The sequence below is a fragment of the Pseudolysinimonas sp. 10J20-29 genome, from assembly GCF_055809595.1.
On record NZ_CM147917.1, the window covers coordinates 1764660 to 1777611 of the forward strand.

The following is a 12952-nucleotide window of genomic DNA, read 5'->3' on the forward strand; positions in this document are numbered from 1 at the left end:
TGCGCCCGCACTGAGGGACCTTCGGCACTGTCGACGTGCCCGCGACCGCCCTTGACTGGGGTGAGTCGGCTCGCGACAGGCGCGGACGCCGGCTCCCCGGAAGGCGGAGGAACATCGTGAAGCTGGTCGTTGTCGGCGGGGTCGCCGCCGGAGCATCCGTGGCAGCCCGTGCGCGTCGTCTCGATGAGGACGCCGAGATCATCGTGCTGGAGCGCGGCCACCACGTCTCGTTCGCCAACTGCGGCCTGCCGTACCACATCGGCGAAGTCATCACGGATCGCTCCCGACTGCTGCTGCAGACGCCGGAGAGCCTGCGCGAGTCGCTCGACATCGACGTGCGCGTCGCCAGCGACGTGACCGCGATCGACCGTGAGGCGAAGACGGTCACGGTGCACGAACTGGAGACCGGGCGCGAATACACCGAGAGCTACGACGCCCTCGCGCTGTGCGTCGGCGCCGAGCCGATTCGGCCCCCGCTGCCGGGAATCGACCTCCCCGGCATCCACGTGCTGCGCCGCATCGGCGACATGGACCAGATCAAGGCCCAGCTCGACGCCGCGCTCGCCGCCGCGGAGGCGGGCGACCGCGGCCCCGTGCGCTGCGTCGTGATCGGCGCCGGCTACATCGGCCTCGAGATGGCCGAGAACCTGAAGCACCGCGGCGCGCTCGTCGAGGTCGTCGAGATGGCCGACCAGATCCTCCCGCCCCTGGATCACGAGATCTCGGTGCCGTTGGAGCGTCACGCCCGCAGTCGCGGCATCGGCCTGCACCTGAAGACGGCGGCCGCCGCGTTCACCCCGAACGACGACGGCTCGCTCACGGTCGAACTGAACAGCTCCGTGTTCCTGCCCGCCGACCTCGTCATCCTCTCGGCCGGCGTGCGCCCGTCCACCCAGCTCGCCGTGGCGGCGGGCCTCGAACTCGGAGCGCACGGCGGCATCGCCGTCGACACGCACATGCGCACCTCCGACCCGCACATCTGGGCGGCCGGCGACAGCGTCGAGACGCCGCACACCGTGCTGCCCGGCAGCTTCCTCGCCCCCCTGGCCGGACCCGCCAACCGCGAGGCCCGCGTCGCCGCCGAGAACATCTGCGGACGCACGACCGAGTACCGCTCCACACAGGGCACCTCGATCGTGAAGGTGTTCGACATGGTGGCCGGAGGCACGGGCGCGACCGAGCGCCAGCTGATCGCCGACGGCGTCGACTACCGGGCCGTCCACGTGCATCCCTCGGGCCACGCCGGCTACTACCCCGGCACGGCGATGATGAACATGAAGCTGCTGTTCGCGCCGAGCGACGGACGCATCCTCGGTGCTCAGGTCGCCGGCTTCGACGGCGTCGACAAGCGCCTCGACGTCTTCGCGACGGCCCTGCGTGCCGGGCTCACGGTGTGGGATCTGCAGGAGCTCGAACTCGCCTACGCGCCGCCGTTCGGCTCCGCGAAGGACCCGGTCAACATGGCCGGGTTCGTCGCCGGCAACGTCCTCCTCGGCGACTTCGAGCTCTGGTACGCCCAGGACTACCCGGAGGCGGTCGAGGGCGCCCGGGTGATCGACGTGCGCACGCCCGAGGAGTTCTCCATCTGGCACCTCCCCGGCGCCGAGAACGTGCCGCTCGCGACGATCCGCGAGGATTCCGAGGGATGGGATCGGGCGACGCCGATCCGCCTCTACTGCGCGGTCGGCTTCCGCAGCTACCTCGCGCACCGCTCCCTCGTGCAGCGCGGCTTCACCGACGTCAAGACCCTCTCCGGCGGCTCGGAGACGTTCCGCTCCTGGCACGAGCTCGCCCCGGACACGGCCGAGCCGACCCCGGCCCTCATGCCCTACGCCGAATCCGCCGAGCTCCACGCCGCGATCGCGCAGGCGAAGATCGTCGCCGAGGGCAGCGGCATCTCGGTCGACCTCGACTGCACGGGGCTCGCCTGCCCCGGCCCGATCATGAAGCTCGCCGACCAGGTGAAGACGCTCAACGCGGGCGACGAGGTCGTCGTGCACGTCTCCGACCCGGGCTTCGCCCTGGATGCGCCGGCCTGGGTGCGACGCAACGGGCACGAGCTCGTCGACATCACCCCGGAGGGTCCCGGCTACGTCGCGACGATCCGCAAGGGCGGGGCGGCACCCGCCGCCGGCCAGCTCGTCACCGCGGCGCCGACCGCGCCGAAGCTGTCGTTCGTCGTGTTCTCGGGCGACCTCGACAAGATGATCGCGGCCTTCATCATCGCCAACGGCGCCGTCGCGATGGGCGAGCAGGTGTCGATGTTCTTCACCTTCTGGGGCCTCAACGCCCTGCGCCGGGAGGATCCGCCGAAGCGGGACCGCAGCGCCATGGACAAGATGTTCGGCGCCATGATGCCGCGCGGCGCCGAGAAGCTCACCCTGTCGCAGATGCACATGATGGGCGCGGGCACGGCGATGATCAAGAACGTCATGAAGAAGAACGGCGTGCACTCGCTGCCCGAGCTGATCGCCTCCGCACAGGCCGGCGGCGCCCGCCTGATCGGCTGCACCATGACGATGGACCTGCTCGGCATCGCCGAGTCGGACCTCATCGACGACGTCGAGCTGGGCGGTGTCGCCACGTTCCTCGGCGAAGCCGCCGAGTCCACGACGACTCTGTTCATCTAGTCGCGTAGCGTGGGCGACGTGGCTACTCGGATCTACCTGAGCTCCGCCGAAGGCGGCACCGGAAAGTCGACCGTGGCGGTGGGGCTCGTCGCCACCCTCGGGCGCAGCGTCGAGCGGGTCGGGGTGTTCCGGCCGATCGCGCGCTCCACGACCGAGCCGGACTACATCCTCGAGATGCTGCTCGAGCACGCGAGCGCCGACCTGCAGTACGAGGAGTGCCTCGGCACCACCTACGGCCAGGTGCACGACGACCCGGATGCGGCGCTCGCCCGCATCGTGGAGCGCTTCGCCCGCATCGAGGAGCGCTGCGACGCCGTCGTCATCCTCGGCTCGGACTACACCGACGTCGGCACCCCGACCGAGCTGGGCGTCAACGGCCGGATCGCCGCCAACCTGGCCGCCAGCGTCCTGCTGGTCGTCGGCGGTCGCCGCGCCGACAGCGACGAGGCCCGCTCCCCCGAGGACATCGCGGAGGTCGCGGCGATCGCCGCGGGCGAGCTGCACTCGGAGCACGCCGACGTTCTCGCGATCGTCGTCAACCGGGCCGACCCGGAGCGTCTCGACGACGTGGTGTCGGCGGTGCGCCGCTCGACCCGCAACCACGACCTACCGACCTGGGCGATCCCGGAGGATCCCGAACTGGTCGCCCCGCTGCTGCGCACCGTGCTGCACGCCGCCGAGGCCGAATTGCTGCGCGGCGACCCCGAACTTCTGGATCGCCCCGTGCTCGACGTCGTCGTCGCCGGCATGACGCTCGAGAACGTGCTGCCCCGGCTCCTCGAGGGCGCCGTGATCGTCGTCCCGGGCGACCGTTCCGATGTGCTCGTCGGCGCGGTCGTGGCCCACCTCTCCGAGACCTTCCCGTCGCTGTCGGGGGTCGTGCTGAACGGCGGATTCCCGGTGGCGCCCTCGATCGAGACGCTGCTCGCGGGTCTGGACTCCTCGCTCCCCATCGCCCGCACGCCGCTCGGCACCTACGACACCGCGATGCGCATCACGAACGCCCACAGCCGCCTGGCCGCCGACTCCCCGCAGAAGTACGCGCGCGCGCTCGCGCTCTTCGACGGGCACGTCGACTCCGAGGCGCTGGTGAGCGCGCTGAGCCTCGCGCCGACCGCCGTGATGACCCCGGTGCGCTTCGAGTACTCGCTGCTCGAGCGCGCCCGGGCCCAGCAGCGCCACATCGTGCTGCCGGAGGGCGGCGACGACCGCATCCTGCGCGCCGCCGGACTGGTCGTGGCGCGCGGCATCGCGAGGCTCACGATTCTCGGCGACGAGCGCAGCATCCGCGCCCGCGCCGCCGAACTCGGGGTCGACCTCGGCGACACCGCGATCATCTCGACGAACGATTCGGAGCTGCACGAGCAGTTCGCGCTCGAGTACACGCGCCTGCGCGCCCACAAGGGCATCGCACTCGAGCAGGCGCGCGACACCATGACCGACGTCTCCTATTTCGGCACCATGATGGTGCACCTGGGGCTCGCCGACGGGATGGTCTCGGGCGCCGCCCACACGACCGCGCACACCATCCGCCCCGCCTTCGAGTTCGTCAAGACGGCTCCGGGCGTCTCGGTCGTCTCGAGCGTGTTCCTGATGGCGCTCGCCGACCGGGTGCTCGTCTACGGCGACTGCGCCGTGATCCCCGAGCCGACGACCGAGCAGCTCGCCGACATCGCGATCTCGGCGGCCCACACCGCGCGCACCTTCGGCATCGACCCGCGCGTCGCCATGCTCAGCTACTCGACCGGCGAGTCCGGCTCGGGCGCCGAGGTCGACCGCGTGCGCGCCGCCACCGCCCTCGTGCGGGAGCGCGAACCGCAGCTGCCCGTCGCCGGGCCGATCCAGTACGACGCCGCCGCCGACCCCACCGTCGGCGCCTCCAAGATGCCGGGCTCCGATGTCGCGGGACGCGCGACGGTGTTCGTCTTCCCGGACCTGAACACCGGCAACAACACCTACAAGGCGGTGCAGCGCAGCGCCGGCGCCCTCGCCATCGGTCCCGTGCTGCAGGGTCTCAACAAGCCCATCAACGACCTCTCCCGCGGCGCCCTCGTGCGCGACATCGTCAACACGATCGCGATCACCGCCATCCAGGCCCAGCACGGAAGCGAGCCCGCGTGACCCACGTCTTCGTTGTCAACACCGGCTCCTCGTCGATCAAGTACCGACTGCTGGAGCTTCCGAGCGGCGAGGTGCTCGCCTCGGGCATGATCGAGCGGATCGGCGTTCCCGGCTCCGGGGTCGCCGATCACAGCGAGGCGCTGCGCCGCATCCGCGAGGAGCTCGGCGACGTCCCGGTGGACGTCATCGGCCACCGCGTCGTGCACGGCGGCGCCATCTTCGACGGCCCGGCCCTCATCGACGACGAGGTGGAGGCGGCGATCGAACGGCTTGCGGTGCTCGCGCCCCTGCACAACCCGCCCGCTCTCCTCGGCATCCGCGGGGCGCGCACCGCGTTTCCGGATGTCCCCCACGTCGCCGTCTTCGACACCGCCTTCCACGCGACCCTGCCGGTGGAGGCGCGCGAGTACGCGATCGATCGCGAACTCGCCGCGCGCGCCGGCGTGCGCCGCTACGGCTTCCACGGCACCTCGTACCAGATCGTGTCGCGGCAGGCCGCGGCGCTCCTCGACCGGCCACTCGACGAGCTGCGCATGGTGATCCTGCACCTCGGCAACGGCGCGTCGGCGGCCGCCGTCTCCGGGGGCCGCTCGATCGACACCTCGATGGGCATGACCCCGCTGCAGGGTCTGGTGATGGGCACCCGCTCGGGCGACATCGATCCGGCGGTGCTCGTGCACCTGGCGCGCACCGAGGGCTTCACGATCGACGAGCTCGACACGATGCTCAACCGCGAGAGCGGCCTGCTCGGGCTCTCCGGCCACGCCGACATGCGCGACGTGCACGCGGCGGCGGATGCGGGCGACGAGGCCGCCCGCACGACCCTCGACATCGTGGTGCACCGCCTGCGGCACTACATCGGCGCCTACGCCGCCCAACTCGGCGGCTTGGACGCCCTGGTGTTCACCGCCGGCGTCGGCGAGAACGACGCCGACCTGCGCCGCCGCGCCGTCGACCGGCTCGGCTTCCTGGGGCTGTTCGTCGACGACGCGCTCAACGAGTCGGGCGCCCGCGGGGCCCGGCGCATCTCCCCCGACGACGCGCCCGTCGCGGTGCTCGTCGTGCCGACCGACGAGGAGCGCGAGATCGCGGAGCAGTCGGCGGCGTTCGTCGACTAGGCCGGCGCACGCAACGTCGGAGAACCGCCCGCCTCGTCCACGAGCCGTGGACATCCGCGCCGGATGTCCGAGTTTGCGCGGGCTGCGGCGTCAGAGTCCCTCACTCCTGCTGCCGCGGCCGCGAGGACGCTCCGCTAGTCGAAGTACTCGGGCGGCTCGACGCGGTCGATCGGCGGCTGCATGCGCTGCAGGTTGCTCGCCGTGTGGGCCTTGAGCCGGCGCCAGACGCGCACGGGAACCTCGCGCGGGCCCGGAGCGTTCGCGGCATCCGCCGCCCCGGGAAGCCAGCCGGGCAGGCCGGAGTAGTCGTCCATCGACGTGCGCTGGGTCATCGAGTGGTCGCCCCGACATGAGCGTCGGCGTCGAGAACGGCGGGGCCGTGACCGGTGCGCGCGATGAGCACCGGCGCGTTGACGTTCAGCAGCACGTCGTGCAGCACCGAGCCGATCGGCGAGCGCGTCGGCTCGAGCGAGCCCGGGCCGAGCACCAGCAGCGCGCGGTCGCGCGCCGCGTCGAGCAGAACCTCGGCCGGATCACGGTGCGCGATGCGCGCCCGGATCTCCAGCTGCGGCTGGACCTGCCGTGCGGCGCGCACCGCGGTGGTCACCACGTCGTTCTGCGCGGTGTCGGCGCGCACGGTCTCGACCGCGGCCCCCGGGATCCGGGGCGTCGCGTGCAGGAACAGCACCTCGTCGCCGAGCCCGGCGGCCTCGAGCGCCGCCGCGCGCGCGACCGAGGAGGCGGTCACGGCCCGATCGATCCCGGCGACCACGCCGCGACGGAACCGAAGCTCCACATCGGGGATGACGGCCACGTCGCACGGCGCCGCGGTCGCGATCTGAACGCTCCGCGACCCGAGCACCCGACCGTGCAGATAGCCGGTCTTGTGCGTTCCGATCACGAGAAGGTCCTCGGGGCGCACCGCGTGCGCGAGCGCCCACGCGACGCTGCCGTCGGTCAGGACGCTGGAGATCTTGACGTGCGCGTGGTCGACGGCGACCTCGGCCCGGGTGCGATCCAGCAGCTCTCGCGCGGCATTCCGCGCGTCGGCGCCGTAGGTCGAGCCCATCTCGCCGAAGTCGTCATCGACGACGTGGGCGAGGACCAGCTCGTTGCCGTCGCGCTCCGCACGACGCAGCGCCCAGCGCAGGGCGGCCTGGCTCGGCGCCGTGCCGTCGATCCCGACGACGATGCGCCCCCGCGGCTCGAAATCCGTCATGTCAGCCTCAACTCCTGTGGTCTGCCTCGATTCCACGCCACACGGCAGTGGACGAGTAGTGCCGAAGGTCCCAAGCGCGGCGATAAACTCGCGGCGTGCCGGATGACCAGAAGTCACGACCCGCGCCCGCTCCCGGAAACCTCGGGTTTCCGGATGCCCCGCGTTCCGAACTCGAGCGCTCGATCGGCGAGATGCTCGAGCACGCGCAGCGCGTGCTCGACACCGAGGGCCGGCTGCGTCACCTGCTGGCCGCGACGACGATCGTCGTCGAGGAGCTCGAGCTCTCCCAGGTGCTGCGCCGCATCGCCGAGGTCGCCGTCGCCCTGGTGGATGCCCGCTACGGCGCGCTCGGCGTGATCGCCCCGGACGGCACCCTCGAGCAGTTCATCCACGTCGGGATGTCGGAAGCGGATGCCGAGGCGATCGGGCACCTGCCGGAAGGTCACGGCCTTCTCGGCGCGGTCATCGACACCGGGGCCCCGATCCGCCTCGAGGACCTGCACGACGACTCTCGCTCGGTGGGCTTCCCCGCCCATCACCCGCCGATGGACTCGTTCCTCGGCGTCCCGATCCGCGTGCGCGACGAGGTCTTCGGCAACCTGTACCTCGCCAACCGGTCGAGCGGCCCGTTCAGTTCGGAGGACCAGGAGCTCGTGACGGCGCTCGCCGCGACCGCCGGCATCGCGATCGAGAACGCCCGACTGTTCGGCGAGACGCGCCGTCGACAGCGCTGGAGCGCGGCCCTCGCCGAGGTCAGCTCGGCCCTGCTCTCGGGGAGCTCGGAGAACATGCTCCATGTCGTCGCCGACCGGGTCGCCTCGCTCGTCGACGCCGACCTCGTCTCGGTCGTCATCCCGAGCGACGACGGGGAGGCCTTCCTCGTCGACACCGCCCGCGGCGAGGGCGCCGAGGCGCTCACCGCGCTGCGCTTCCCGGCCGCCGGCTCGATCTCCGCGCGCGCGGTCGAGAGCGGCCGCGCGATCGCCACCGACGACAGCGACGACGGGGTGATGTTCGGCGGTGCCGTCGACGTCGGTCCGGTGATCGCGGTTCCGCTCGCCGCCTCCGGGAAGCCGCTGGGCGTGCTGACCCTCTGCCGCCGACGCGGATCGCTGCGCTTCACCGAGGCGGACCTCGAGATGGCCTCCGAGTTCGCGACGCAGGCGAGCGTCGCCCTGGAACTGGCGCGCATGCAGGCCGACTCGCGCAAGCTCGAGCTGATCGAGGACCGCAACCGGATCGCGCGCGATCTGCACGACCACGTCATCCAGCAGCTCTTCGCCACCGGCCTGACGCTGCAGAGCGTCGCCGCCTCGGCGGGCGGTCCGGAGCGCACGATCCTGGAGCGCCAGGTGGAGGCGATCGACGATGCGATCTCCGAGATCCGCACCGCCGTGTTCACCCTGCGCACCCGCTCCGCGTCGCGCGCTCCCTCCCTCCGTCATCGCGTGCTCGACCTGGTCGGCGAGGTCACCGAGAGCCTCGAGTCGGCTCCGCGACTCACCTTCGGCGGCGCCGTCGACCTGCTCGTCGCCGAGGATCTGGCCGACGATGTCGTGGCGGTGGCGCGGGAGCTCCTCAGCAACGTGGTGCGCCACGCGCAGGCGGCGACCTGCGCCCTGGATCTGCGCGTCACCGACGCCGAGCTGACCCTGCGCGTCGAGGACGACGGCCAGGGCCTCGGCGCGGTCACCCGCCGCAGCGGTCTCGACAACCTGGGCGTGCGCGCGCGGCAGCGCGGCGGCACGTTCGAGGTCGCCGACGCTGACCCGCACGGCACGGTCGCGACCTGGTCGGTACCGTTGTCGACGACCCCGAACGGAGCCGACGCGTGATTCGAGTCTTTCTGGTGGACGACCACGAGCTGGTGCGTCGCGGCATCGCCGACATCGTGGATGCCGAACGCGATCTGGAGGTGGTCGGCGAGTGCGGCACCGCCGGGCAGGCGCGCGGCCGCGTCGGGGCCACCCGGCCCGACGTTGTGGTGCTCGATGTGCGACTGCCCGACGGCTCCGGCATCGACGTGTGCCGCGCCATCCGCTCGGAGCACCCCGACATCGCCTGCCTCATGCTCACCGCCTTCGACGACGACGAGGCGAGCGAGGCGGCGGTGCTGGCCGGGGCGTCCGGCTACGTGCTGAAGGACATCCGCGGCAAGAACCTGATCGACGGCATCCGGCTCGTGGCCGGCGGCGGGAGCCTCATCACCCGCTCCGTCTCCGAGCGCGTCGTGTCCCGCCTGGCTCCGGCCGAGGCGCAGGGCGGGCCGGAGCTCACGCTGCGCGAGCGCCAGGTGCTCGACCTGATCGGCGCGGGCCTCACCAACCGTCAGATCGGCGAGCGGCTCGAGCTCGCCGAGAAGACCGTCAAGAACTACGTGTCGGGGCTCCTCGCCAAGCTCGGCCTCGAACGGCGCACCCAGGCGGCCGTGTACGCGGTCAAGCGCGACATCGAGCCCTAGCGGGACCTTCGGCCCTCGCGATTTCCGCGATCCGCGCGCACACTGGCGGAAACGGAGGGATCGGCGATGGTGACGAGGAGCCGAGAGCGCGAACGCGCCGCTCGCGTGCGTCGCGCGCTGAAGGCCTGTCCGGATCTGGATGCCACGCGCATCCGCGTCGTCATCGAAGACAACGTCGTGCACCTGCGCGGCGCGGTCCGGGCCCACTCGGCACGGGTGCTCGCCCGAGCGCTCGCGTGCGAGGTCGACGGCGTCTCACGGGTCGTGGATGAGCTCGTCGTCGCCCCCGTCGCCACCGGCTGGCGACGCAGCGACGACGCGATCGCCCGCTCCGTGCGGTGGGCGCTCGCGCGCGAGCCTGCGGCGGCCGCGAACGTCGAGGTGACGGTGCAGCAGCACGTGGTGACCTTGACCGGCACGGTTCCCGACCGGCCCACGTCTGCAGCGCCTGCGCCACCGCGTGGAGCGCATCCGCGGCGTCCACTTCGTCCACAACCAGCTGCGAGTGCAAGGAGAATCATCATGACCGACGACCCGGTTCGCGAACTCGACCCCGAGGAGTGCTGGCAGGAACTGCGTCGAACATCGCTCGGGCGGCTCGCGCTGTGCGTGGCCGGCGAGATCGACATCTTCCCGATCAACTTCGTCGTCGACGCCGACAACGTGATCTACCTGCGCACCGCGCCCGGCACCAAGCTGCTCGAGCTCAGCATCAATGAGCACGTCGCGCTCGAGATCGATCGCGTGAGCGACACCGATGCGATGAGCGTCGTGGTCAAGGGCCGCGCCGAGCGCGTCGAGCTGCAGTCCGAGATGGACGCCGCCGAGCAGCTGGGCCTGGAGCCGTGGGTTCCCACGCTCAAGTACCGCTGGGTGCGCATCCACCCGGAGTCGGTGAGCGGCCGCGCCTTCGTGCGCGGACCCGAGCCGAGTCGCGATTGATCACTCCCCGGGGCCGCTAGCGTAGGAGCGTGACACGACTTCGCGAGCGACGCTGGTTTCCGCTCGTCTGGCTCATCCCGGCGGCGCTCGTGCTGCTGGCGCTGCTCGTGCTCGCCGCGCGCTGGCTGCGTGAGACCCCCGGCTGGCTCGACTTCGCCGCGAGCTTCCCGGGCACGACCGAGCTTCCCGCCGGCTCCCCCGTGGGCTTCCCCGCGTGGCTGGGCTGGCAGCACTTCCTCAACTCGTTCTTCCTGCTGTTCATCGTGCGCTCCGCGCTCCTGATCCGCGGCAGGCAGCGCCCGCCCGCCTTCGTCACCCGACGCAACGACGGGCTGATCCGCACGAAGGGCGCCCCGCGGCGGCTGAGCATCCACGTCTGGTGGCACCTCGTCGTCGACACGCTGTGGGTGCTGAACGGCATCGTGTACGTCGTGCTGCTGTTCGCCAGCGGGCAGTGGGTGCGCGTCGTTCCGCTCGGCTGGGATGTCATCCCGAACGCCGTCACGGCCGGGGTGCACTACCTCTCGCTGGACTGGCCGGCGCACGAGGGCTGGGTTCACTACAACGCGCTGCAGCTGCTGAGCTACTTCGCGACGGTGTTCCTGGCGGGGCCGCTCGCCCTGCTCACCGGGCTTCGGCTGTCGCCGGTCTGGAAGCACGAGTGGCGCGTCAACCGGCTGCTCACCGAGAGCCTCGCGCGATCGCTGCACTTCGCGGTGCTGGTGTACTTCATCGCGTTCACGATCGTGCACGTCGGCCTGGTCCTCACCACCGGGGCGCTGCGGAACCTCAACACCATGTACGCCGGTCGCAACGACGACTCCTGGCTCGGCGCGCTCGTCTTCGCCGGGTCGCTCGTGGTGATGCTGGTCGCCTGGGTGGTGCTTCGGGTGCCGGTGCAGAAGAAGATCGCCCTGCTCGGCAGCACCGTCCGCTAGGCCGCCGCTACGCCAGGTGCGTGCGAAGCCGCTCGAGCCGCGCGAGCGTGGAGGCCTTGCCGAGGATCTCCATCGACTCGAACAGCGGAGGGCTGACCCGACGGCCGCTGACGGCGGTGCGCAGGGCGCCGAAGGCGACCCGCGGCTTGAGCCCGGCGCCGCCGTCCTCGACCGGGTCGGTGAGCGCCGCGCGCAGCGCCGCCTCGATCTCGACGCGGCCGAACTCGGTCAGCGGCGACAGCGCGGCCTCCGCCGCATCCAGCACCAGTCGCGCCTCGTCGACCGCGTTCGGCTTCGGCAGCGCGTCGGCCTCGAACTCGATCTGGTCGTCGGGGGTGAACAGGAACGCCAGCATGCCGTGCGCCTCGCCCAGCAGGTTGATGCGCTCCTGCACGAGCGGGGCCGCCTCGCGCAGGATCGCCTGCTCGGCGGGCGTCGGCGGATCGCTGACGAGCCCCTCCAGGTAGGGCACGATCCGCGCCGCGAAGTCGTCCGCGCCGAGAAGGCGGATGTGGTCGCCGTTGATCGACTCGGCCTTCTTCAAGTCGAAGCGGGCCGGGTTCGGGTTGACGCTCTCGACGTCGAACGCGGCGACGAGCTCGTCGCGGGAGAACACGTCGCGGTCGGCGGCGATCGACCAGCCGAGCAGCGAGAGGTAGTTGAGCAGCCCCTCCGGCACGAAGCCGCGGTCGCGGTGGTGGAACAGGTTCGACTCGGGGTCGCGCTTGCTGAGCTTCTTGTTGCCCTCGCCCATCACGTAGGGCAGGTGGCCGAAGCGCGGAACACTGTCGGTGACGCCGATCGCGATGAGCGCTGCGTAGAGCGCGATCTGGCGCGGGGTGCTCGAGAGCAGGTCCTCGCCGCGGAGCACGTGCGTGATGCCCATCAGTGCGTCGTCGACGGGGTTCACGAAGGTGTAGAGCGGGGCGCCGTTCGGGCGCACCACCACGAAGTCGGTGAAGCTGCCCGCGGGGAAGGTGATCTCGCCGCGCACCAGGTCGTCGAAGCTGAGGTCGTCGTCGGGCACCCGAAGCCGCAGCGCGGGCTGGCGGCCCTCGGCGCGGAACGCGGCGCGCTCGGCCTCGGTCAGCTCGCGCTCGAAGTTGTCGTAGCCCTGCTTGGGGTCGCGACCGTTCGCAAGGTTGCGCGCCTCCATCTCCTCGGGCGTGACGAAGCTCTCGTAGAGGTAGCCGGCCTCGGTGAGCTTCTGGATGAGCTCCTGGTAGATCTCACCGCGCTGCGACTGCCGGTACGGCTCGTGCGGTCCGCCCGTCTCGACGCCCTCATCCCAGTCGAGGCCGAGCCAGCGCATCGCGTCGAGCAGCTGCTGGTAGCTCTCCTCGCTGTCGCGGGCGGCGTCGGTGTCTTCGATGCGGAACACCAGCTTGCCGCCGGTGTGGCGGGCGTAGGCCCAATTGAACAGGGCGGTGCGCACCAGGCCGACGTGCGGGGTGCCGGTGGGCGAGGGGCAGAAGCGAACGCGAACCTCGGAGCCCGAGGCGGCAGAGAACGGGAGCGACATC

At 71.5% G+C, this 12952-nt stretch carries 10 protein-coding genes; 7 read left to right on the forward strand and 3 right to left on the reverse strand.

The window, feature by feature from the left end; translation table 11 throughout:
• Positions 1-116 precede the first annotated feature (116 nt).
• Genes AC0L6Y_RS08605 through AC0L6Y_RS08615 form a run of 3 tightly spaced genes read left to right on the forward strand, consistent with a single transcriptional unit; the run spans position 117 to position 5869 of the window.
• Positions 117-2630 (forward strand): FAD-dependent oxidoreductase, encoded by a 2514-nt coding sequence (locus tag AC0L6Y_RS08605; protein ID WP_473550925.1) that lies wholly within the window; start codon positions 117-119, stop codon positions 2628-2630.
• An 18-nt stretch (positions 2631-2648) separates the two neighbouring features.
• Positions 2649-4751 carry a phosphate acetyltransferase gene (pta, locus tag AC0L6Y_RS08610; RefSeq protein ID WP_473550929.1) on the forward strand — a complete coding sequence of 701 codons (2103 nt, stop codon included), beginning with the start codon at positions 2649-2651 and terminating at the stop codon, positions 4749-4751.
• Positions 4748-5869: an acetate/propionate family kinase gene (locus tag AC0L6Y_RS08615; protein ID WP_473550932.1), complete on the forward strand. Its 1122-nt coding sequence runs from the start codon at positions 4748-4750 to the stop codon at positions 5867-5869. Before pta ends, AC0L6Y_RS08615 begins: the two co-directional genes overlap by 4 nt.
• A gap of 134 nt (positions 5870-6003) precedes the next feature.
• On the opposite strand, the gene AC0L6Y_RS08620 is transcribed toward AC0L6Y_RS08615, so the two are convergent.
• Positions 6004-6201, reverse strand: coding sequence for a hypothetical protein (locus tag AC0L6Y_RS08620; RefSeq protein ID WP_473550935.1), 198 nt, complete (start codon positions 6199-6201; stop codon positions 6004-6006).
• Positions 6198-7088, reverse strand: a complete 891-nt coding sequence (locus tag AC0L6Y_RS08625; protein WP_473550938.1) for a universal stress protein — start codon at positions 7086-7088, stop codon at positions 6198-6200. Before AC0L6Y_RS08625 ends, AC0L6Y_RS08620 begins: the two co-directional genes overlap by 4 nt.
• A 95-nt stretch (positions 7089-7183) precedes the next feature.
• On the opposite strand from AC0L6Y_RS08625, the gene AC0L6Y_RS08630 reads away from it, so the two are divergent.
• The 4 genes from AC0L6Y_RS08630 (at position 7184) to AC0L6Y_RS08645 (ending at position 11429) form a co-directional block, all read left to right on the forward strand.
• Positions 7184-8923: a sensor histidine kinase gene (locus AC0L6Y_RS08630; RefSeq protein WP_473550943.1), complete on the forward strand. Its 1740-nt coding sequence runs from the start codon at positions 7184-7186 to the stop codon at positions 8921-8923.
• The gene (locus tag AC0L6Y_RS08635) at positions 8920-9549 is read left to right on the forward strand and encodes a response regulator (RefSeq protein ID WP_473550947.1); all 630 of its coding nucleotides are present in this window, start codon (positions 8920-8922) and stop codon (positions 9547-9549) included. Before AC0L6Y_RS08630 ends, AC0L6Y_RS08635 begins: the two co-directional genes overlap by 4 nt.
• 66 nt (positions 9550-9615) lie before the next feature.
• Positions 9616-10491 (forward strand): pyridoxamine 5'-phosphate oxidase family protein, encoded by an 876-nt coding sequence (locus AC0L6Y_RS08640; protein ID WP_473550951.1) that lies wholly within the window; start codon positions 9616-9618, stop codon positions 10489-10491.
• Positions 10492-10520: 29 nt separating this feature from the next.
• The gene (locus AC0L6Y_RS08645; RefSeq protein WP_473550955.1) at positions 10521-11429 is read left to right on the forward strand and encodes a cytochrome b/b6 domain-containing protein; all 909 of its coding nucleotides are present in this window, start codon (positions 10521-10523) and stop codon (positions 11427-11429) included.
• 7 nt (positions 11430-11436) lie between these two features.
• Here the strand turns inward: AC0L6Y_RS08645 and gltX are convergent, their stop codons facing one another.
• Positions 11437-12951, reverse strand: a complete 1515-nt coding sequence (gene gltX / locus AC0L6Y_RS08650) for a glutamate--tRNA ligase (protein WP_473550957.1) — start codon at positions 12949-12951, stop codon at positions 11437-11439.
• Position 12952: the final 1 nt, after the last annotated feature.